The organism is Paenibacillus sp. NMA1017 (genome assembly GCF_058895805.1).
Map to the genome: position 1 here is coordinate 203,057 of NZ_JBZXYR010000008.1, position 22,240 is coordinate 225,296.

Consider the following 22,240-nt stretch of genomic DNA (forward strand, 5'->3'; position numbering starts at 1 on the left):
AGATCATCGGCTGATCCGTTCCTCCTATATTTTGTTTAACGGCGGTGAAAGCATGTGCGTTTTCAAACAAAACTAATGGTATTCTTATCCCTTTTAGTACTGATAGTTACCGGGCTGTTGGGATTATCCTTTCGATATATGATCACCTCCGCTCTATATGATGAAATCGGAAAAAGGGCGCTAACCGTCGCCAATACCCTCGCTGTAGATGCGCAGGTCAGAGACGCTCTGGAGCAGACCGAGACGACGCAATTGCGTTCGCGTATCAACGAGGCCATAAAGCCCGTTCAAGCCAGCAGCGGCGCTGATTTTATTACTATTGCTGATCGTCATCTCATCCGGCAGTGGCATGTAAACCCGGAGCGTATCGGCACGCCTATGATAGACCCCATGAATGATAAGGTACTGCAAGGGCAGTCCTTTATCACTGAATCGACAGGCTCTCTTGGACCGTCACTACGCGCCAAAACTGCCGTTTATGATCAGCAAGGTAAGGCCATCGGGCTCGTCTCTGTAGGTTTTTTAATGACAGATGTGCAGCAAAATATTCGTACATACACATATGCGTGGATCTGGTTTATGGTGGGCGCGCTGATGATCGGCATATTGGGAAGCCTGGTTATAGCGCAACGGGTTCGGCGCGCACTGCATGGACTGGAGCCAGTGGAGATCGGACGGTTGTACCAGGAAAAGCAGGCCATTATTGAGTCCATCGGCGAAGGAATTATCGCAGTTAATAGTAAAGGACAAATCACACTTGCCAATCCACAGGCGGCTCGTTTGATCGGACTCCCCCCGGAAACCTCTATATATGGATGCGACCTTCGTCACTTGACGGGTGTCCCGGATGTACTGGTTGATATGCTTGTTGCAGATTACACAGTAGAGCATTCAACGATGGGGCCAGATCAGGGACAGCTCATATGGAATGAGGAAATTGAGGTCCAGCAGCGAACTGTAGTCGTCAGCCGTGTGCCGATCCAGGATCGATCCGGCCGCATTATGGGCACGGTTGCCAGTTTGCGTGACAAGACCGAACTACTCCACATGACACAACAGTTGACAGAGGTCAAAGATTATGCGGAAGTGCTGCGATCACAAACACACGAATACGCCAATCGGCTGTATCTGATATCCGGCCTGATTCAGTTGGAGTGTTATGACGAAGCGGTGGACTTTATCACCCAGGAATCAGAGGAATATCGTGTACACAGGCCGATTGCCACTGCTCTCCTGCCCGATTCAATCATCGCCAGCCTACTGATCGGCAAGAAGAAACAGGCGCTAGAAAAGGGGATTTTACTCCATTCTGATATTAAAGGAGCATTCTCAACCCAGTCTCCTACGTTGGAGTGGTCGTTTCTCGCTTCCATAGCCGGAAACCTGCTGGATAATGCCATGGAAGCAGTTGCGATGTCCTCCATCTCTGACGGACAGGTCTGGTTCCGGCTTGAAGAAACGACTGAAGCCATCATCGTCGAAGTTGCGGATAACGGATCGGGAATTTCGGACGATATCCAAGAAAAGCTGTTTGTCAGAGGAGCTTCGACCAAAGCAGAAGCAGGACATGGATATGGCCTTGCTCTTGTGCAGGAGTACACTGAACGAATGGGCGGTTCTATAGAAGTACACGAACGGCCTGGTGGTGGAAGTATTTTTGAGGTATACATTCCTTTACATAGGACAGATACGAGTATTGATGCAAAAGGAGGTTATGCCCATGAATGAGCGGGTTTTATCGGACATTGAGGTTCTTATTATTGAAGACGATCCGCGAATTGCGGAGATTAACCGCCGATTTATTGAAAAGGTGGATGGGTTCACCGTATGTGCAATCGCGACGAATGAATTTGAGGCAAAACTTCAACTGGACGTGCTCCGTCCTCCTCTAGTCGTACTGGATATTTATTTTCCTGATACTGATGGCCTAACCCTGCTATCGTTCATCAAGCAACACTATCCGGGGACAGATGTTATTATGCTGACTGCCGCCAAAGAAGCTGAAACAGTGGTACAAGCGGTTCGAGCAGGCGTGTTTGATTTTATCGTGAAGCCGCTTGTATTTGAGAGATTGCGTGCGACCTTGAAGGAATACGCCCGGTTTCGGCGACAAGTCACAACATGGCAAGAGGAACAATCCACGGTGGAGCAATCGGAAATTGACAGTTTGCTTCAAAGCGTGGGCACCGGTCGGATGGCAGGGAACGGAGTCGGAGAACTATGGGCCAAAGGCATCGATAAAGTGACTTGCGACAAAGTGCTAGATCTCCTGAATCGGCGGGGTGAGGTGACTACAGGTACGGTGGGAATTGAGCTGGGTATGAGCCGTTCTACAGCCAGAAGGTATCTGGAGTATTTAGTGGAAAGTGGCGATGCGCACCACGATCAGGTGTACGGAACCGTCGGCAGACCAGAGCGTATCTATCGCCGACAGCGGGGGGATGCATAAACCATCCATCTCTGATGTCCTGGTACTTCCCTCTCCTCCCATTCGTAATTTTAATGAATTTAATTCACCTAATCAATCAAAATGGTTTAAATGACCACATTATTTACGTCCTCCTTCCCGATTGCTAGAATGATCAACAGTTAGTTGATTGATAATGATTATCAGTTTCTCTGATAAACATACTTGGAACGGGGGATAACATATGGCAACACCGAAACAACCACTGCGCACAGGCATGCTGCTTGCAGTGATCTTGGCACTACTGACGGTCATTATGGCGGGATGTGGAAGTCAGTCCCAAGATAACAGCGCAGCAGCACCTCAAGCAACAGGCGACACTCGAATGATTAAACATGAGATGGGAGAAACCAAAGTTACGGGTACACCCAAAAGAATCGTAACCCTGGAATTCTCTTTTGTCGATGCTACAACCCAACTGGGTGTAACACCTGTCGGCATAGCTCAGGAAAATGACGATGATATTGATGGGCTGCTCGGCAAGAAAATCGACTTCACACCAGTAGGCACACGCAAACAGCCAAACCTGGAAACGATCAGCTCCTTGAAGCCGGATTTGATTATTGCCGATCTGAATCGTCATAAAAGCATATACAAAGAACTAAGCGAGATTGCTCCGACCATTGTTCTAAAGAGCCGCAATTCCTCCTATGAACAAAACCTGGCATCCTTCGGTGTCATCGCCGATGCATTGGGTGAGAAGAAAAAAGGCGAGCAAATTCTCGCTGCGCATAAAGCTACCATGGAAAAGTTGAAAGAAGGCATCAAAGCGGGTGAGCCACGCAGCGTATTGCTAGGGGTATTCCGCTCTGATTCACTATCGGCTCACGGCGCTTCATCCTTTGATGGACAACTGCTGGAGCAAGCGGGTATACACAATGCCCTTCAAAATACAAGCGAGCCTACCGTCAAGCTGACGCTGGAACAGATTGCACAAGCGGATCCTGATGTGATCTTTTTGGTGGAAGCCGATGAGAAGCTGATTGCGGAATGGAAGCAAAACCCGCTTTGGCAAAACATTACGGCCGTCAAAAAAGGGGAAGTTTACGAAGTGAACCGGGCACTGTGGACCCGGTACCGTGGACTCGGCTCAGCCGAGAAAATACTGGAGCAAGCCATTTCGCTTCTGTATCCCGCGCAAAGTAAAGGAGACGGCTCCCGTTGATCGGACAAGCCTCACGCGACCGGCTGAATAAGCCGGTCTTCTTTGCACTTATCGCTGCGTTGCTGGCTGGACTGCTGCTCAGCGTGGCGATTGGCCCGGTCAGAATGGACATCCCCACCATGCTGACTGCGCTGTTCACCGAGCATCCGTCCAAGGATCAGCTCATTGTCTTGACGGTACGCCTACCGCGTGCCGTTATTGGCCTGATCGTCGGGGCCGGGCTTGCCGTGGCTGGAGCCCTGATGCAGGCCATCACACGCAACCCGCTGGCTTCGCCGCAGGTATTCGGGGTCAGCTCAGGCGCTTCGCTGGCTGTCGTGCTGTCCGTCGTGCTGCTGCCGAATATCGGATCGTCCGGCAGCATTTATTTTGCTTTTGCCGGGGCCATCGCAGGCGGCTCCTTCGTATATGCGCTGGCCGGAACAGCGGGCATGACGCCGGTCAAGCTAGCCCTTGCCGGGATGGCCGTGCATCTGTTGCTGGCCTCCATCACCCAGGGACTGCTCGTGTTTAACGAGCAAATATCTGATGTGCTGTATTGGCTCGCCGGAGCCATCGACGGGTCCACTTGGGCCGACACGCGTCTGGTGCTGCCATGGTTCGCCGTGGGTATGATCCTTGCGCTGGCGCTGGCCCCCTCGCTATCTGTGCTGAGCCTCGGGACGGAGGTTGCACAGGGATTGGGACAAAACGTACGTCTTGTTCGCCTACTGGCCTCGGCCTCAGTGATTATGCTGGCAGGCTCTGCTATAGCGGTAGCCGGGTCCATCGGCTTTGTGGGCCTGATGGTGCCGAATATCATCAAGATATTTACAGGCGACAATTACAGACGGGTCATTCCCCTGTCTGCCATCTGCGGAGCTCTGCTGCTCACATATGCAGACGTGCTTGGACGATTTATTGCGTTTCCTTATGAATCGCCCGTTGGCATTGTAACCGCGCTGGTGGGTGCGCCCTTCTTTTTATACCTGGCGCATAAGAACGGGAGGGCTTCACGATGAAAAAACTGTGGATTTTACTCGCGCTCCTGCTGGGTGTTGCTTTTATAGCTATTGGCGTGGGCAGCACCTACATTACGCCCTCTGAGCTGATCACGGCTCTGACTGACCGGAATGCTTCTTCCTGGTTCATCGTTCACCATTATCGGCTGCCGCGCGGCCTGCTGGCCATCATGGCCGGAGCTGGGCTGGCAGTTGCCGGTGTTCTGCTCCAAGGTATGATCCGCAACCCGCTAGCCTCGCCAGATGTGGTAGGTGTATCCAAGGGCGCCGGATTTGCGGCGGTTCTCGTCATCGTACTGCTCCCCTCATCCCCAGTGGCGCTGTTGCCTGTAGCCGCCTTTGTCGGTGCCGGGCTAGCTGCACTGTTGCTCGTACAGCTTTCGATGAAGGGAGGCATGCGTCCCAATATGCTAGCCTTGACCGGACTGGCGGTGGGCGCTATTTTTCAGGCTGCGACCGACTATATACTGGTCAAGTATCCACTCGAAGCCAGCGATACGCTCACTTGGCTAGCTGGAAGTCTGTGGGGCAAAGGCTGGGACGAAGTGTATGGGCTACTGCCGTGGTTAATCGTGTTGCTGCCTCTCGCCTATACACTACAGCGCAAGCTGGACATTATGAGTCTAGATGAGGAAAGCTCTGCTGGGCTGGGTCTTAGCGTGAAGCGTGTGCGTACAGGACTGCTAGCTGTGTCAGTCGCCCTGGCTGCCTCCTGTGTCGCTGCCATCGGCTCCATCGGATTTATCGGACTGCTGGCCCCGCATCTGGCACGGCGGTTATTTGGCAATCGCCACCGCTATCTATTGCCCGGCTCGGCGATGATCGGCGCGCTGATTCTCGTCCTCGCCGACGCGCTCGGACGGGGTCTGAAGCCGCCGCTCGAAATTCCCGCTGGCATCGTGACAGCCGTCATTGGCGCGCCATATTTTTTGTATCTATTGCTGCGGGAACGTAAACAAAAAGGCAGCGGATAGGATGAGGATAAGGAGTTGCGCAGCGCAGCTAACGCTGCACTCTACCGTAGTGATTAGCTGCGCTACCTCCCCACCTGCACACCGATACGCTGATTAATTTCTTTTCTAAACGATTCATCATGTAGTAGCCTCTTTTTAAAATCATTTATCATTTCGGGAAAGCTGGCATTTGTGCTAGGATCCAAATCGTTAAAAAAGACAGCTAACTCTGTCAAATGCCCTTCCTTATCTGTCGCATACATGGCCAGTGTCAAAACGTAAGCTGTGGAGCCACCTTTTTGCCCAGTATATTTCAGGAATTGCTGGTTTTCAGGAAGAATCATAAGTGGTTTCTCCATGACCTCGGACAATAACTTTTGCTCAGCTTTTGTGAACCCTTGACGGCGGTTCAGCTTACTCATTAAAGAGGCATAATCGGCTGTCGTTGAAGCTATAAAACGATCCGTATTGATACGGTCATAATCCTGATCATACCAGGTCTTAATATCTGCGTTTCTCTTGTAAGAACCACTCACATCACGGCGCAGCTTGTTATGAATCACGCGGGCATATCGGCGAAATTCCGTATCAGACATCGCCTGAATGGCTTCTTTGACAGAATTATTATTCTTTGTATTATTCTAATTCTCACCTTGGCTCTCCTTCATCCGTTCGTAAGGAATTAGAATAGAGGATACAAAAGGATAAATGGGATCATGATTTTGCAAACCCAAGTTGGCTCTCGTCTGATTGATCGCTTCCAACCCCAATTTGTCCATTAAATACTCCGCATTGGCGTTGGAACTAAATTGAATCATTCCCTTGGCGACGTCACGTATAGATACAGTTTCATTTTGTATCCGCCCTTTGGCCTCCATATTCTTTAGCCACGCCGTATGAGCACCACCATCCAAACCCGGCAAATAAAACCTTTCCAGCGAAATCAGCTTCACTCTTTCATCCGGGTTGATCTGATCCACCGCCGCTTGCTTGGCATATTCGATCGCAATGATGGTTTTGACAGTGCTTGCCAAAGGCATCATCCGGTTTTCCTCTTGACCTGCCAGCTTTTTTCCATCTCTCAGAATCGTAATCGAAACTTTTTCTGCATTCGCCTCCACAAAATGAAGTAAACGCGTGGCAGCATCCTGTTCCTTCGTTTCACCTTTAACCTCGGCTGCAATCGCAGTTGTGAGCCGGACAGTATTCGGAGGATTAGCCACTTGATTCTGCATGAAAGATAGTAATCCTGTTGCCACACCCATAACGATGAGAGTTGTAGCCAAAATAGTTGCTACTATGATAAGGCGCTTTCGTTTCACTATAACCTCCCCCTGTATACATTTCATACATAGGTTTATTTTCCCATTTTTATATTTCAATTTCTATTTTAAACGAAAATACAGTACAAAAAATTTCATTACGTGTCATATTTTCAAATAACATAAAAAAGAGAGCCTCCTGTATATAACACAGGCTGACTCTCTTTCACTATCCTTCGACACTTAGGCTGGGTAGGGTACTTCCGTTCCATTCAAAATGAGGTGCATCCGAATTTCCGCTTTTAAGGAATCGGATACTGCACAATATTTTTCCTTGCCCATCTGAATCGCTTTCCATACGCGGTAATCTGGAATATCTCCATCTACGTGGAATGTCAGATCAATCGCTGTAAAGCCTGTCGGCATTTCTTCCTTGCGCGTACCTTCTGCATCAATATCAATGCGAGTGATGTCCGACAAGAAACGATCCAAAATCATCGTAATATCAATGCCCATACATCCTGCCAGACCTGCCAACAGCAGTTCCATGGGTGTCATCCCTTTACCATCACCGCCATAAGCCGCCGTAGCATCCATCCCTACAGAATAACCGGATGGTCCCTCCGAAGTAAACGCGCGTTTGCCGTGCCAAGTTGTAGATACTTTCATGTTCAAAGGCCTTCTTTCCATTTTAATAATCTATGATTCATCCTCGATCTTATTTTAAAATTCACTGATTTGGCGTAAAAACTTCTGTGTTCTCTCATGCTGGGGAGTGTCAAAAAACGCTTGTGGCGCTGCCTCCTCCAAAATGATACCATCTGCCATAAATACGACCTTGTCTGCCACCTCGCGAGCAAATTTCATCTCATGAGTAACGACGACCATCGTCATTCCGTCTTGAGCCAACTCTCGCATAACACCCAGCACTTCCCCTACCAGTTCGGGATCAAGCGCCGATGTCGGCTCGTCGAACAGCATAATCGCCGGGTCCATCGCCAGCGCACGTGCAATGGCTACCCGTTGCTGCTGTCCACCGGACAGACGTGAAGGATGTACATCCTGCTTGTCCGATAACCCCACCCGCTCCAACAACCGTTGTCCGATGGACATAGCCTTGTCGCGCGGCATTTTTTTTACTGTCAGCAGTCCTTCAATGACATTGCCGATTGCGGTTTTGTGCGGATACAGATTGAATTGCTGGAACACCATCCCCGTCTGTTTGCGAATATCACGAATGGCTGCTTGGCGGACACGAACGGGAGCCGTAGCATCGACCTCAATCCCATTCACCTCAAACTTGCCGGAAGACAGCTCTTCCAGACCGTTCAGGCAGCGCAGCAAGGTACTTTTACCTGAGCCACTCGGGCCGAGTAATACGACGATTTCACGAGCGGCAACCTGAAAATCAATGCTTTTCAGAACCTCTACCTGTCCGAATCGTTTACCTAATCCGTTTGTTGTTATCATCATCTATCATCTCCACCTTAATAAGCTCGAGCCAGACGCTTTTCCACCCGCTCCAGTATAGCGGAGAATCCAATGCTCATAATCCAGTACATCAAGCCAATTTCGAGTAGAAACGGCATGTAGCGCAAATACTGCGCCTGTAAAAGCTGTGCCTGCCGCATCAATTCACTGACCCCGATCACCGACACCAGCGACGTTTCTTTAAGCATACCCACAAATGTATTCCCCATCGGTGCAATTGCAATGCGTACCGCCTGAGGAAGAATAATACGCCACATCGTTTGACCGGGCGACATTCCCGTTGCATAAGCTGCCTCGGTCTGTCCCTGGGGTACGGCTAAAATAGCTCCACGGAACGTCTCCGATAAGTACGCCCCTGTATTAATACTGAGTGCCAGACAAGCAGCTGTCAGCGATCCAAATGATATTCCATAATCATCCAGTCCATAATAAATGACCGCAATCTGCACCAAAACCGGCGTCCCCCGAATGATCGATACATACATGCGCGCCAGCCATCGAACGGGTCGATTACCCTTTAACCGGGCCACAGCAACAACCAAACCAATGATTAGGCCAAAAAACATAGAAACAATCGTAATATATAGCGTATAATAAGCACCCTTTAATAAAAAAGGGACGTTCTCCCACATTAATTCAAGCATCGGTTATATTCCCTTCTTTCAGACGAGTGGCCCCATGTCAGCATAAAGCCAAGACCGGAGCCAGACGCCTGTAACAGGCTTACGTTATTCTTTTGGCTCCTCGCCAAACCATTTTTTGAAAATTGTTTTGTAAGTGCCGTCTTCCTTCATTTCCTTCAGAGCCTTGTTCAAGGCTTCTTTGAGCTCAGGAGTTTTCTGGTTAATGGCTACACCCGCTTGATCCGATTTAATCGGCTCGCCTACGGCTTTAATTTGGAACCCGTTTTTATCGATAATAGGCTTGAGAGCATACAGATTGTTGATTGTTGCGTCAATACGACCAGAGTTTAGATCCTTTAAGGAAGTAATGACATCATCATACGTTTTAATCTCAAAATCGCCTACCTTCGGCAGTACTTCATTCCGCAGATAAGATTCATCATTCGTTCCCAGGCCGACACCAATGGTTTTGCCTTTAAAGTCCTCTAGCTTGGTAATATCATTTGTTTTGCTGTTTACGATAATGTTTACATTGTTTGTAATATAAGGCTCTGTGAAGTCAATAGCCTTCTTACGATCCTCTGTAATCGTCACTTGGCTAATCACTGCATCGAATTTTTTCTTTTGCAAACTTGGAACCAGTCCCGAGAATTCTTGTGCCGTGAACTCCGGTTTCACTCCAATCCGCTTCGCCAATTCTTTGGCGATATCCACATCAAATCCGTCCAATTCCTTGTTATCGTTCAAGAAATTGTACGGCGGATAGGTGCCCATCATACCTACCTTCATTACACCAGCCTTCTTGATGGCTTCGAGCTGGTTACTCGCTGCCACATTACTGCTACCCGCTCCATTGCTAGTATTAGAAGCTTCTGGCTTTGTACCGCAAGCGCTCAGCACAAGGCTGAACAATGCCAGAGCCATGAGTGTAGTTATCAAGAACCCTTTTTTACGTGTTTTCATGTATCCTTCTCTCCTGTCTGGATGTAAATGATTGAGTTCATATATGTGATTTGGCTATAGTATTTGTTGCCAACTACCCATTCATGCGATGTTGACCCTCTAGCTTTGACCTAATAGTCCGTAAAATTCAAAATTAGCCGCCTCTGCTGCTAATCTTTTCGCGGTTATCTGCGTGATGTGGTCATATGTTCCCTCTGAACCAAATAGCCAGCGTGTAATGACACCTTCGATCATGCTCATGAGTAGTGCCGCCCTTAATTCGACATCCAATTCGGCAGGCAGCATATTCAGCTCGATCGCTCTTTCCATATTGCGCCGGAATGCCATCTCCATCGCGGCCCTTGTCTCTCGGATACTCTGGCGCACCGGTTCATCGACACCACTGCCGATCAGCAGCAACCCCATCAGATAGCGGTTCTCCAATGCAAAATCAAATAATCGAACAAACAGCGCTTCCGAAGCCTTAACCATATCAGCCAGCGTTCCCGCATCACGGCGATATCCCTGTCCAATCGCTGACAGTAGTTGTTCACGACCGGTAGCGATAATCTCCAGCGCCAGTGCCTCTTTGCTTTTAAAATGCCAATAAAACGTGCCTTGGGCTACTCCCGCCTCTACCACGATATCTGAAATCTTCGTTTGGTGGTAACCCTGCTCGGCGAACCGCTTTAATGCAATGTGAAGAAGCTGTGTTCTACGGTCTGTTTCTTCTCCCGCGTGCTCAGCAGGTTGGTCATTTGAGACGGTCTCGGACTGCTTCGCCTTCCGTGGCTGCATGGGCTTCATCCTCCCGATTGATCAGTCAGTCAGTTTTGTATTTTTAATCCTATAGGATAAGTATACTTTTGTCAAACGAAAAAAGAGAACCTTCACAGAGGTCCCCTTTTTCCTATATATTGCTGCTACAGCAATGCTTTTGCCGCAATATCCGTACGGTTTTGTTTACCTTCAAAGGTAATACGATCCGCCTGTTCGTAAGCTTTGTTCCGTGCCCCGGCAATATCACGTCCCAAGCCGACCACACCTAATACACGTCCGCCGTTCGTTACCCACTCGCCCTGTTCGTTGATGCCCGTTCCAGCATGGAACACGATAGCTTCGTCTACCTGTTCCAATCCGTGGATAGGGACGTCTTTGGCGTAAGCTCCAGGATAACCTCCGGATGCCAGCACCACGCACACTGCCGCTTCGTCCTTCCACTCGATCTCCACCTGATCCAGCGTGCCATTCACAGCAGCGAGAAAAATATCGAGCAGATCGGATTTCAAACGAGGCAGAACCACTTGAGTTTCCGGATCACCGAAACGTGCATTAAACTCAATGGTCTTCGGCTTGCCGTCCGGTGAAATCATCAATCCGGCAAATAATACACCTCGGAACGGGCGCCCTTCAGCAACCATGGCCTTGGCCGTCGGCTTAATAATCGTCTCAATAGCTTCCTCAACAATGGAGTTGGCTATGTGAGGCAACGGAGAATACGTACCCATGCCACCTGTATTCGGCCCTTTGTCACCATCAAAAATGGGCTTGTGGTCTTGTGCTGCGGCCATCGGACGAACCGTTTCACCGTCGACAAAGGAGAGAATCGACATTTCCTGACCAGCCAGAAACTCCTCGATCACGACTTGCGCCCCGGCTTCACCAAACACCTTGGTCACCATAATGTCAGAGAGAGCCTTTTCCGCTTCCTCCATCGAGTAAGCGACCGTTACCCCTTTGCCTGCCGCCAATCCGTCTGCCTTAATGACAACCGGAATCGGTTGTTCCTTCAAGTATGCATGTGCTTCCTCGTAAGTATAAAACTTGCGATAGGTTGCTGTTGGAATATGATATTTATGGAGCAAATCCTTCATGAAGATTTTGCTACCTTCAATTTCCGCTGCATTTTTACGCGGTCCGAATACTGAAATGCCTTTCGCTTCAAAAGCATCCACAATGCCATCTGCCAGCGGATCATCGGGACCAACCACGACAAGTCCTACCTTTTTGGATTCCGCCAGCTCTGTCAGCGCATCAAAGTCACTCACCGGAATCGGCACGCACTCCGCTAACTGTCCGATACCAGCATTGCCTGGTGCGCAATAGATTTGCCCGGCCTTGGGGCTTTTCTTCAGCGCCCACACAATTGCATGTTCGCGGCCGCCCCCTCCGATAACCAAAATATCCATTCAGGTGATTCCTCCCGCTCCCATTAAGATTGTTCAGATGAAAATGCTGCTGCATCCTCAACTCACACAAGTTAGTGCTTGAAATGACGTACGCCCGTAAAGACCATGGCAATGCCGTATTCGTTAGCAACCTTGATGGACTCTTCGTCTTTAATGGAGCCGCCCGGCTGAATAACTGCTGTGATGCCTGCTTTAGCTGCCAACTCCAACGTATCGCCCATCGGGAAAAATGCATCGGACGCCAGTACGGCACCTTTTGCTTTGTCACCGGCCTGCTCGATAGCAATCTTGGCCGCACCGACTCGGTTCATTTGTCCAGCGCCTACGCCAATGGTCATATTATCTGCCGCCAGTACGATGGCGTTGGATTTCACATGCTTGACCACTTTCCAGCTAAACAAAAGCTGTTTCAGTTCTTCCTCGGATGGTGCCCGCTCCGTTACAACTGTAAGTGCATCCGAGTCTACAGCGTGAATGTCATTTTGCTGAACGACCATGCCGCCTTCAATGGAAGTTACGACGAAACGGCTCTCTGCCTGTTCAGACCGGGAAAGCTCACCCAGATCAAGCAAACGAATATTTTTCTTTTTCGTTAAAATCTCCAATGCTTCTTTCGTAAAGCCCGGTGCCAGTACAATTTCCAAAAAGATTTCACTCAGCTTATTTGCTGTATCACCGTCAATAATCCGGTTAGCCGCTACGATGCCACCAAAAATCGAGGTTGGATCAGCAGCATACGCCTTGCTGTACGCTTCATAAATACTGCCGCCAATTCCCACACCACATGGATTCATATGCTTAACTGCTACTACTGTAGGTTCGCTGAATTCTTTGACAATTTGCAAAGCTGCATTAGCATCATTGATGTTATTGTAAGACAGCTCTTTGCCGTGAAGTTGTTTCGCTGTTGTCAGTGTACCCTTTGCCGCCAATGGCTCACGGTAAAATGCCGCCTGCTGGTGCGGATTTTCGCCATAACGCAAATCCTGAATTTTTTCATAGGTTACAGTGTAACGTTCAGGCAACGGCTCACCTGTCACATTCGACAAATAATCGGATATCAAAGCGTCGTATGACGCCGTATGACGGAACACTTTTGCGGCCAAACGCTTACGGGTATTCAGTTCCGTATCGCCATCCTTACGGATTTCCTCCAGCACTGTGCTATAGTCATCAGCATCGACTACCACACTGACAAAAGCATGATTTTTTGCCGCAGAACGCAGCATCGTTGGACCGCCGATGTCGATGTTTTCAATCGCATCCTCATAAGTTACACCGGGTTTGGCGATCGTTTCCGCAAAAGGATACAGATTCACAACGACCAGATCAATATAACCCAATCCAAGTTCTTTCATCTGACGCTGATGCTCTTCATTATCCCGAACAGCCAGCAAGCCGCTGTGTACCGCAGGGTGGAGTGTTTTAACACGTCCATCCATAATTTCAGGAAAACCCGTTACCTCTGAAATGCCGATGACGGGAATGCCCTCCTTCGACAACAAGCTGCTCGTTCCCCCTGTCGAAACGATCTCCACACCCAATTTGGACAACTCGCGACAAAATTCCACGATCCCCCGCTTATCCGATACGCTGACGAGCGCTCTTTTAATACTCACCCTGTCTCCTCCTTTAACTCTTTCAGAATTTTGCAAAATTCTCTTTTATCATTTTATTTCCCGAGAAATATCGGAAAATGCCTGTACAGCATCCTTGATATGACAATGATATGACAAATTACAATCATTCTTAGAGAAGTGAAATCACTTTGCGACCATCTAATTGGATTTTGCCTTGGGCCAATTTGCCAACTACCTCTGGATATAGCTGACGTTCCACGGATTGAATGGCTGCGGATAAGGATTCCGCTGTATCATAGTCGTCAACTTCCACGACACGCTGGGCAATAATGGCCCCCGTATCCATGCCCCCGTCCACAAAATGAACGGTGACGCCACTTACCTTGACCCCATAGGTCAATGCCTGTCCAACAGCATCTTTCCCTGGAAATGCGGGAAGTAGTGACGGATGAATATTAATGATTTTTCCGGCGTAGGCATCGACCATGACGCTGGATAGCAAACGCATGTAGCCAGCTAACACGATGAGATCAATCGATTTCTGCTCCAGTAAAGTCACCAGTTCACGCTCATAGTCTTCTCGAGAAGGATATTCTTTGGGTCGAAAAGTATGGCACGCAATTCCAGCTTTCTGTGCTCTAGCTACGGCAGGAGCCGCAGGCTTGTCACAGATGAGCAATTCTACCGAAGCGCCGCCCAGTTCTCCTCGCGCAGCCGCATCCACCAATGACTGAAAATTCGTCCCTTCCCCTGATGCAAAAACAGCAATCCGGTACTCGTTCATTACACCTCGGCTCCCGTAAAGGTCACGATAGAACTGCCTTCCGTTACTTTTCCGATCACATATGCGGCTTCGCCCTGTTCCTTCAGAACTTCGAGTGCAGTCTGTGCATGTTCTTCGCTTATAACGATTACCATTCCAATTCCCATATTAAAGGTTGTGAACATGTCTTTGTTGGAGATTGCGCCTTTTTCCTGCATGAGCTGGAAGATTGGCAAAATCGGCCAAGTGCCGTATTCTATATCCACATTGACGTGATCCGGTAACACTCTAGGGATATTTTCAATAAAACCGCCACCTGTGATATGCGCCATGCCTTTTACTTTTACCTTGTCCAGCAATGCCAAAACGGATTTCACGTAAATTTTTGTTGGCTCCAGCAGCACATCGCCCAGTTTGCCGTTCAAGCCTTCGATTTCATCATGCAAATCATAGCCCTGCTGTTCCAACAACAGCTTACGAACTAGTGAGAAGCCATTACTGTGTACTCCGCTGGAGGCCAATCCGATAACAGTATCTCCAGGGGCAATAGAGCTGCCGTTGATGATTTTGCTCTTATCTACAACCCCTACCGTGAATCCAGCAATATCATATTCACCCTCGCTGTACATCCCTGGCATTTCTGCGGTTTCACCGCCGACCAGCGCACAGCCCGATTGATGGCACCCCTCTGCGATTCCAGAAACTATAGCTTCAATTTTCTCGGGCACGACCTTGTCACAAGCGAGGTAATCCAGAAAAAAGAGTGGCTCCGCGCCCCCGACGATAATATCGTTTACACACATCGCAACCGCGTCAATACCAATGGTGTCATGACGATCCATTGCGAAAGCAAGCTTCAGCTTCGTGCCGACACCATCGGTACCGGAAACGAGTACAGGCTCCTCGTACTTATCCTTATTCAGGCCGAACAACGCACCGAATCCGCCCAAGTCCGTCAGCACTTCGGGACGGAAGGTACGTTTAACGTGCTTTTTCATCCGTTCTACTGCTTCATTACCGGCAGCGATATCTACCCCTGCGTTTTTGTATGCTTCGGACATTCATGAACACTCCTTCAAATGATTGACCCTCCTAAGTCCTCCCTAACAGGGAGGATTCCATGGGGCTGCTCCCCCTGGACCCTCAAGAGTCGGTCAGATGTGTAAGGTTGGGTGCTGCTTGGTGGTTGGTTCGTGCTGTGAGTCGCGTGCTTTCCTTTGTGAATTGCGGGTCATTCCCGCAACTCACAAGGACACGCTTTAGTGCGTGGCCGCCTATGCAGCGCGGCGGCGAGGCACGTCCCTGACTGTTTGCTTCGCAAAGGCGGGGACGTGCCGGGCAAAGAAGTGAGCGGCGCCAACGGGCGGCTTACTTCTTTGCCCTTTGAGGCAGGCAGCTTCGCCCTGCCTGCTATTGAGCTTCGCTTCGCTGGCTCAACCTTACAAGCGCAGGTGACTTTTTACGAGTCACCCTCCCGCTAAAAACTCATGGCATGAAATAGTTATGCCATGAGTTTTTAACTGCCTTACCTGTCCTCTTCCCCACAGGGAACAGAAGAGAGACAGGCACTGCTGCAAAATGCTGCACACCTGAGGAACACAGCGGGTGGAAGGATTCTGGAGAAGCGAAGCGTTCGCCTTTGCCGCTGGATTCCAACCCTGCAAGGGTTATTCCAATCCAGGAATCCAGCGGCAACAGCGATCGGAAGAACCTTCCACACGCGGAGTGGCTCTCTCAGAACCCCACCACTTGCTCATACACCTCTTTTGTTCCCTTTTCTCAACAACTACATCCGAACTTTTCTTCACCTTTGAAATCTACCTGTGTCGGGTAATCATTATCAAAACAGGCTAGGCACAAGCCGCCTTTGTAATCCTGTTCGTTATATCCGCCTACAGCGGCAATCAAACCCTCTGCGCTCATAAAGTAAAGCGAATCGGCGTTAATTTCCTCACGAATTTCCTCGACGGTTTTGGATGAAGCAATCAGTTCCCGGCGATCCGGCGTGTCAATACCGTAGAAGCACGGGTTTTTGAAAGGCGGCGAGGTAATACGTACATGTACCTCCAACGCTCCCGCATCACGCAGCATATTCACGATTCGACGGGATGTAGTGCCCCGGACGATAGAATCATCGATCATAATGACTCGTTTACCTTCAACAACACGGCGTACAGCGCTCAGCTTCATTTTCACACCCTGCTCGCGTAGCTCCTGACTCGGCTGAATGAAGGTACGTCCAGTGTATTTATTTTTAATCATGCCCAGCTCATAAGGAATACCTGTCTGCTCTGCATAACCAATCGCAGCCGAAATACTGGAATCCGGCACTCCTGTCACCAGATCCGCATCGACAAAAGCTTCCAACGCCATCTGGCTACCCATTCTTTTGCGTGCAGCATGAAGATTAGAACCATTCAAGTCACTGTCAGGACGAGCAAAATAAATATACTCCATCGCACATAACGCTTTACGGTGCTTATCTTCCGTGTACCGATCTTCATGCAAGCCGTTTTTATCCAGCACCAGCAGTTCACCCGGCTCGATATCGCGCAGCAGTTCTGCACCAATCGTTTCCAGGGCACAAGACTCGGATGCGAACAGATAAGCATCTCCCAGTCTGCCCATTGTGATTGGACGCAGACCATTGGGGTCGGAAGCCACGAGCAGCTTGTCGTTGGTCATAATGAGAAAAGCAAATCCGCCGACAATACGCTTCAATGCATCCTTCGCGGCCTCCACCAAATCCTTGGACGATCGTGCGATCAAATGCGCCACTACTTCTGTATCGCTGGTCGTTTGAAAAATAGACCCGCCCTGCTCCAGCTCATGCCGGATTTGCAAAGCATTCACGATATTTCCGTTCGTCGCTACTGCCAAATCGCCATCACGATACTTGAACACCAAAGGCTGTGCATTCGTCAGCTTACTGTCTCCACTTGTCGAGTAGCGCACATGTCCTATGGCGATATCGCCTGTCAGCGAAGCCATCAAATCTTTATTGAATACTTCTTTTACAAGACCCATTCCACGATGATAATGGAACTCGTCGCCACTGCTCACACAGATGCCTGCACTTTCCTCTCCGCGATGCTGGAGTGCATGCAATCCGTAATATGCTAGGGAAGCGGCATCGGAGTGTCTATACACTCCAAACACGCCGCATTCCTCTTTTAATTTATCAAACAGCCCCTCTTTACCAGAGCCTTCATTATAATAATCTCCAGTCCACAACGTCCGTGCTGTTATTTCATCAGACATGGAATGACATCCTCCCAGATTTGCTTCAAACTGGCGACTCCCTCGTTCAAAGCGGGTTGTCCGTTCACCTCAACTGTCAATTGTGATCCTTCAACTTTTCCTAATACGGTAACAGGCACTTCCAGACCACGCAGATGTGCTTCCAAAGCAGACGCTTTATCCGGTGATGCAGATAACAAAATGCGGGATTGACTTTCGCTGAACAAAGCATGGTCAGGGCGCAAAGACGTTTCTACGTTGACCTGTGCTCCCAATCCGCCGCTAATGCCGGATTCGGCAAGCGCTACAGCCAATCCGCCCTCTGCGAGATCATGTGCGGATTGTACCAATCCAGCCTGAATCGCTCCTAGTACCGCGGTCAGCAGTTTTTTCTCTACGTTCAAATCCAGCTCAGGCGGGCGTCCCTCGGATACACCGTGTACAACAGCTTGGAACTCACTGCCTCCCAGCTCGGCCTTCGTTTCCCCCACCAAGAAAATCACATCACCCTCGGCTTTGAAGCCTTGTGTAGTAATATGATCTGTATCATGTACCAGACCTACCATACCGACAACCGGCGTCGGATAGATGGAGCCTTTGGTATTTTCGTTGTACAAGCTAACATTACCCCCGATAACAGGTGTATCCAGTACACGGCAAGCTTCAGCCATACCATCCACGGCTTTTTCCATTTGCCAGAAAATATCCGGCTTTTCAGGGTTACCGAAGTTCAGGTTATCTGTAATCGCCAACGGCTCGCCGCCAGAACATACAATGTTACGTGCTGCTTCGCTGACTGCAATCCGTCCGCCTACCTCTGGGTCAAGGTATACATAACGTCCGTTACAATCTGTCGTCATGGCGAGTCCCTTACGAGTTCCGCGTACAGTCACAACAGCTGCATCCGATCCCGGACGAACGGCTGTACTCGTACGAACCATGTAGTCATATTGCTCGTATACCCATTTCTTACTAGCTACACTTGGTGAAGACAGCACCTTTTTCAGCGCACCGTTCAAATCCATCACTTCTGCATACCGAAGTGTGTCAATGGCAGCATTTTGCTCATAATAAGCAGGGACTTCGGAAGGCTTATCATAAATCGGGCATTCATCAACCAGCGCCGTCACTGGCATATCTCCGACCACTTCATTGTGATGGAACAAACGCAAACGACCGTCATCCGTCACTTTACCGACCTTGGCACAAATAACGCCCCAGCGCTCGAAAATTTCCAGTGCCTGTGCTTCATCCTTAGGCTCTACTACGAACAGCATCCGTTCCTGTGATTCGGACAGCATCATTTCATAAGGGGTCATGCCCTCTTCACGCTGTGGTACTTGATCCAGATACAGCTCCAGGCCGTTGCCAGCCTTACTCGCCATCTCCGCGCTGGAACAGGTAAGTCCTGCGGCGCCCATATCCTGAATACCCAGCACAATACCACTGTCGATCAGTTCCAGACATGATTCCATAACCAGCTTCTCCATGAATGGATCGCCCACTTGAACCGCAGTCCGATTCGCTTCGGATTCCTCTGTCAGCTCAACCGATGCGAAGGTCGCCCCGTGAATCCCGTCACGGCCTGTCGGAGGCCCCACATAAAATACCGGATTGCCGACCCCTTTTGCCACACCGCGTTGGATTTTATCATGGTCAATCAGTCCAACACACATTGCATTGACGAGCGGATTGCCTTCATAGCTTTCGTCAAATACAACCTCTCCACCTACGGTCGGAATACCGATACAGTTCCCGTAGCCCGCGATACCAGATACCACATGCTCGAACAAATATTTCACACGGTCGCTCTCCAGCTTGCCAAAACGCAGAGAGTTCAACACCGCAACTGGTCTTGCACCCATGGAGAAAATATCACGGATGATACCGCCTACCCCAGTCGCTGCCCCTTGAAAAGGCTCCACAGCCGACGGATGGTTATGGCTTTCGATTTTAAATACAACCGCTTGGTTGTCACCGATATCTACAATGCCTGCACCCTCACCGGGTCCCATCAGAACTCGCGGACCGCTCGTTGGAAAACGACGCAGCAGCGGCTTGGAGTTTTTATAAGCACAATGCTCTGACCACATGACACTGAACACGCCAATCTCTGTATAATTCGGCTGACGTCCCATGAATTCACAGATCAACGCATATTCACTGTCCGATACACCCATCTGCTGATACAGTTTATGTTCGGCAACCTGCTCTGCCGTCGGTTCCTTAGCGGACACTTGCTGCGCCATGTCGATCCCTCCAAGCGTTCAAAATAGATGTAAACATACGTTTGCCGTCATCTGTTCCAAGCAATGCGTCCACCGCGCGTTCCGGGTGGGGCATCATGCCCAGCACATTACCTTGTTCATTACAAATCCCTGCAATATCCGTCATGGAACCATTGGGATTATCTTTATACGTAAATACGATCTGATTGTTCGCCTGCAAACGAGCCAGCGTCTCATCATCACAGTAATAGTTGCCTTCACCATGTGCGATCGGAATAGTGATCTTTTCACCAGCAGCATAATCTCTTGTAAAAGGCGTTTGGTTATTCGCAACCTGCAACACCGTATCCCGGCATAGGAATTTCATCGACAGATTACGGCGTAAGGCCCCTGGCAGCAGCCCAGCTTCGGTCAGAATTTGAAATCCATTGCAAATCCCTAAAATATATTTGCCCTCGGCAGCCGCTTTGGCAACTTCCTTCATCACCGGAGCAAACCGGGAAATCGCGCCGCAACGCAGGTAATCCCCGTAGGAGAAGCCTCCTGGAACAAGAATACAATCATAAGGCGACAGATCCGTCGCAGTATGCCAAACATAATCGACAGGTTCACCGACCGTGTCCTCTACCGCCTTATAGCAGTCAATATCACAGTTGGAGCCCGGAAAAACCAGAACTGCAAATTTCATGGAATCAGCCCTCCAGTTCGTAGCGGTAGTCTTCAATGACCGTGTTGGCCAACAGCTTTTCGCACATCTCAATGATGCGCTTTTCAGCACTCTCGCGGTCTGTTGTATCCAGATGCAATTCCATATACTTACCAATTCTGACGCTGTCCACTTCTCCGAAACCCATAGAATGCAGTGCGCCTTGCACCGCAACCCCCTGCGGGTCCAAAACGCTTTGCTTAATCGTGACATAGACTGTTGCTTTCATCATGTTCCTTCAGTTCCTCCTCCGAATGAGTGAATCCTATTGGTTGAATTATGATTACTATTTACTGTGCCGTCAGACGCCGCCAAATATCCGTATATCTTGCAGTTGTTTCTTCTACGACCTCAGCAGGCAACGGATCGGGCTTGCTATTCTTGTCCCAACCGGATGATGCCAAATAGCTTCGTACCGGCTCCTTATCCATGCTGTCAATCTCAACATCCAGCTCATACTTTTCCTGCGCCCAAAAACGGGATGAATCTGGAGTGAAAATTTCGTCAATCAAAATCACCTTACCGTTAACAAGACCAAACTCAAACTTGCAATCGGCTAAAATAATCCCCCGCTTTTCGCAGAAAGCACGTGCAAATTCATACAACGCCAAGCTCTTTTCCTCAAGCTCACCTGTTAGTTCAACCCCGACCAGTTCTTTCATTTGGTGAAGGGAAATGTCCTCGTCGTGTCCGACGTCGTTTTTCGCTGCTGGTGTAAATAGAGGCTTGGGAAAGCGTTCATTCTTGCGCAGCCCCTCTGGCAATGGAATGCCATTCACCTCACCGTTTTGCTCATACTGACGCCAGCCGCCTCCGGTAATATATCCGCGCACCACACACTCAATGTCGATGCGTTCAGCCTTCAGCGTGACCATGATCCGGTCCTTCAGCACCTCTTTATTCTGTTCGTCGATCACATGCCCGAGCTTGTTCACATCAGTGTGCACGACATGGTTCTCCAACAAGTCTTTCGTCTGCTCAAACCAGAAAGCGCTGAGCTTATTCAGCACGTTCCCCTTTTCGGGCACGGGCGGCTCTAACACATAATCAAAAGCCGAGATTCGGTCTGTCACGACAATCAGAAAATGCTCTCCGAGATCATACAGTTCACGCACCTTGCCTTTGTACAAGAGCGGCGCATGAATCAGACCTTCGGCAGTAGACAATGACATTTCATTACACCTCTTTCAAAAGAGTATTGCCCCTCAAACCTTTGCCCCTCCTAAATCCTCCCCTCGGGGAGGACCCCCAGGGCTGCTGCCCTCGGGACTCCCGCAAGGGTCGGCTAGTGAGCTCGATGAGGGCGTTTATTATGTGACTGGAGTGGTGTGGGGCGCGTTTCGCTGGATGAAAGCTTGTTCGCACAAGCTTTCATCCAGCAACGCTTTTACGTTGGCGCATATCGACGTTTTTACGAGCGTTCGCTTCGTATCAACTTTGCAACTTTATATGCAGCTTACGGTTGTACCATGGCTCGGCGTAAGACATACCGCCAAACCCTTCGGCCCGTGGCCGTAGCTCGGCACGTCATGCCGCCGAGCATTCAGGCTTCGCCTGTTGTGCGCATGTGCTACGCTGCGCACGGATACGGTGGCTCAAGGCTTTGATCTTGAGCCTGCGCGTGCTCGTG

Annotated in this window: 23 protein-coding genes; 7 read left to right on the plus strand and 16 right to left on the minus strand. The window is 49.6% G+C overall.

Annotation, left to right across the window (positions count from 1 at the left end; genetic code table 11):
• The first annotated feature begins 54 nt into the window (after nt 1-54).
• The 5 genes from AC5ELV_RS19285 (at nt 55) to AC5ELV_RS19305 (ending at nt 5,607) form a co-directional block, all read left to right on the plus strand.
• The gene (locus tag AC5ELV_RS19285; protein WP_493431458.1) at nt 55-1,728 is read left to right on the plus strand and encodes an ATP-binding protein; all 1,674 of its coding nucleotides are present in this window, start codon (nt 55-57) and stop codon (nt 1,726-1,728) included.
• Entirely contained in the window at nt 1,721-2,449 is a 729-nt protein-coding gene (locus AC5ELV_RS19290) for a response regulator (protein ID WP_493431459.1), read from the plus strand. The genes AC5ELV_RS19285 and AC5ELV_RS19290 overlap by 8 nt, the downstream gene beginning before the upstream one ends.
• 202 nt (nt 2,450-2,651) lie before the next feature.
• Nucleotides 2,652-3,632: an ABC transporter substrate-binding protein gene (locus AC5ELV_RS19295; RefSeq protein ID WP_493431460.1), complete on the plus strand. Its 981-nt coding sequence runs from the start codon at nt 2,652-2,654 to the stop codon at nt 3,630-3,632.
• The gene (locus AC5ELV_RS19300; RefSeq protein WP_493431461.1) at nt 3,629-4,633 is read left to right on the plus strand and encodes a FecCD family ABC transporter permease; all 1,005 of its coding nucleotides are present in this window, start codon (nt 3,629-3,631) and stop codon (nt 4,631-4,633) included. The genes AC5ELV_RS19295 and AC5ELV_RS19300 overlap by 4 nt, the downstream gene beginning before the upstream one ends.
• Nucleotides 4,630-5,607 carry a FecCD family ABC transporter permease gene (locus AC5ELV_RS19305; RefSeq protein ID WP_493431462.1) on the plus strand — a complete coding sequence of 326 codons (978 nt, stop codon included), beginning with the start codon at nt 4,630-4,632 and terminating at the stop codon, nt 5,605-5,607. Before AC5ELV_RS19300 ends, AC5ELV_RS19305 begins: the two co-directional genes overlap by 4 nt.
• A gap of 62 nt (nt 5,608-5,669) precedes the next feature.
• Here AC5ELV_RS19305 and AC5ELV_RS19310 read toward each other — a convergent pair whose 3' ends face one another.
• From AC5ELV_RS19310 to purM, 11 genes are all read right to left on the minus strand, one after another.
• Nucleotides 5,670-6,182 carry a hypothetical protein gene (locus tag AC5ELV_RS19310; protein ID WP_493431463.1) on the minus strand — a complete coding sequence of 171 codons (513 nt, stop codon included), beginning with the start codon at nt 6,180-6,182 and terminating at the stop codon, nt 5,670-5,672.
• A gap of 45 nt (nt 6,183-6,227) precedes the next feature.
• Nucleotides 6,228-6,908 carry a serine hydrolase gene (locus AC5ELV_RS19315; RefSeq protein WP_493431464.1) on the minus strand — a complete coding sequence of 227 codons (681 nt, stop codon included), beginning with the start codon at nt 6,906-6,908 and terminating at the stop codon, nt 6,228-6,230.
• 183 nt (nt 6,909-7,091) lie between these two features.
• Complete coding sequence (locus tag AC5ELV_RS19320; RefSeq protein ID WP_023987060.1) at nt 7,092-7,517, minus strand: OsmC family protein; 426 nt, start codon at nt 7,515-7,517, stop codon at nt 7,092-7,094.
• Between the two features lie 54 nt (nt 7,518-7,571).
• A complete protein-coding gene (locus AC5ELV_RS19325; RefSeq protein WP_080710711.1) occupies nt 7,572-8,321 on the minus strand; it encodes an amino acid ABC transporter ATP-binding protein in 750 nt (249 codons plus the stop codon).
• 14 nt (nt 8,322-8,335) lie between these two features.
• Nucleotides 8,336-8,983: an amino acid ABC transporter permease gene (locus AC5ELV_RS19330; RefSeq protein WP_029517154.1), complete on the minus strand. Its 648-nt coding sequence runs from the start codon at nt 8,981-8,983 to the stop codon at nt 8,336-8,338.
• Between the two features lie 84 nt (nt 8,984-9,067).
• Complete coding sequence (locus AC5ELV_RS19335) at nt 9,068-9,925, minus strand: transporter substrate-binding domain-containing protein (protein WP_493431465.1); 858 nt, start codon at nt 9,923-9,925, stop codon at nt 9,068-9,070.
• 99 nt (nt 9,926-10,024) lie between these two features.
• A complete protein-coding gene (locus AC5ELV_RS19340; RefSeq protein WP_493431466.1) occupies nt 10,025-10,702 on the minus strand; it encodes a TetR/AcrR family transcriptional regulator in 678 nt (225 codons plus the stop codon).
• Nucleotides 10,703-10,827: 125 nt separating this feature from the next.
• On the minus strand, nt 10,828-12,093 hold the full coding sequence (purD, locus tag AC5ELV_RS19345) for a phosphoribosylamine--glycine ligase (protein WP_493431467.1): 1,266 nt from the start codon (nt 12,091-12,093) through the stop codon (nt 10,828-10,830).
• Nucleotides 12,094-12,164: 71 nt separating this feature from the next.
• Nucleotides 12,165-13,712 carry a bifunctional phosphoribosylaminoimidazolecarboxamide formyltransferase/IMP cyclohydrolase gene (gene purH / locus AC5ELV_RS19350; RefSeq protein WP_013308804.1) on the minus strand — a complete coding sequence of 516 codons (1,548 nt, stop codon included), beginning with the start codon at nt 13,710-13,712 and terminating at the stop codon, nt 12,165-12,167.
• A gap of 130 nt (nt 13,713-13,842) precedes the next feature.
• A complete protein-coding gene (gene purN / locus AC5ELV_RS19355; protein WP_493431468.1) occupies nt 13,843-14,457 on the minus strand; it encodes a phosphoribosylglycinamide formyltransferase in 615 nt (204 codons plus the stop codon).
• The gene (purM, locus tag AC5ELV_RS19360; protein WP_493431469.1) at nt 14,457-15,497 is read right to left on the minus strand and encodes a phosphoribosylformylglycinamidine cyclo-ligase; all 1,041 of its coding nucleotides are present in this window, start codon (nt 15,495-15,497) and stop codon (nt 14,457-14,459) included. Before purM ends, purN begins: the two co-directional genes overlap by 1 nt.
• A gap of 59 nt (nt 15,498-15,556) precedes the next feature.
• On the opposite strand from purM, the gene AC5ELV_RS19365 reads away from it, so the two are divergent.
• Complete coding sequence (locus AC5ELV_RS19365) at nt 15,557-15,742, plus strand: hypothetical protein (protein ID WP_493431470.1); 186 nt, start codon at nt 15,557-15,559, stop codon at nt 15,740-15,742.
• A 473-nt stretch (nt 15,743-16,215) separates the two neighbouring features.
• Here the strand turns inward: AC5ELV_RS19365 and purF are convergent, their stop codons facing one another.
• The 5 genes from purF to AC5ELV_RS19390 are packed head-to-tail and all read right to left on the minus strand — an operon-like array spanning nt 16,216 to nt 21,782.
• Nucleotides 16,216-17,697 (minus strand): amidophosphoribosyltransferase, encoded by a 1,482-nt coding sequence (purF, locus tag AC5ELV_RS19370; protein ID WP_208332447.1) that lies wholly within the window; start codon nt 17,695-17,697, stop codon nt 16,216-16,218.
• On the minus strand, nt 17,682-19,925 hold the full coding sequence (gene purL, locus AC5ELV_RS19375) for a phosphoribosylformylglycinamidine synthase subunit PurL (protein ID WP_493431471.1): 2,244 nt from the start codon (nt 19,923-19,925) through the stop codon (nt 17,682-17,684). The genes purF and purL overlap by 16 nt, the downstream gene beginning before the upstream one ends.
• Nucleotides 19,903-20,592 (minus strand): phosphoribosylformylglycinamidine synthase subunit PurQ, encoded by a 690-nt coding sequence (gene purQ / locus AC5ELV_RS19380; RefSeq protein WP_493431472.1) that lies wholly within the window; start codon nt 20,590-20,592, stop codon nt 19,903-19,905. The genes purL and purQ overlap by 23 nt, the downstream gene beginning before the upstream one ends.
• Before the next feature lie 4 nt (nt 20,593-20,596).
• Nucleotides 20,597-20,842, minus strand: coding sequence for a phosphoribosylformylglycinamidine synthase subunit PurS (gene purS / locus AC5ELV_RS19385; protein WP_493431473.1), 246 nt, complete (start codon nt 20,840-20,842; stop codon nt 20,597-20,599).
• A gap of 58 nt (nt 20,843-20,900) precedes the next feature.
• Nucleotides 20,901-21,782: a phosphoribosylaminoimidazolesuccinocarboxamide synthase gene (locus tag AC5ELV_RS19390; protein WP_493431474.1), complete on the minus strand. Its 882-nt coding sequence runs from the start codon at nt 21,780-21,782 to the stop codon at nt 20,901-20,903.
• A 156-nt stretch (nt 21,783-21,938) separates the two neighbouring features.
• Here AC5ELV_RS19390 and AC5ELV_RS19395 point away from each other — a divergent pair, with 156 nt between their 5' ends.
• A complete protein-coding gene (locus AC5ELV_RS19395) occupies nt 21,939-22,217 on the plus strand; it encodes a hypothetical protein (RefSeq protein ID WP_493431475.1) in 279 nt (92 codons plus the stop codon).
• The last annotated feature ends 23 nt before the right edge of the window (nt 22,218-22,240 follow it).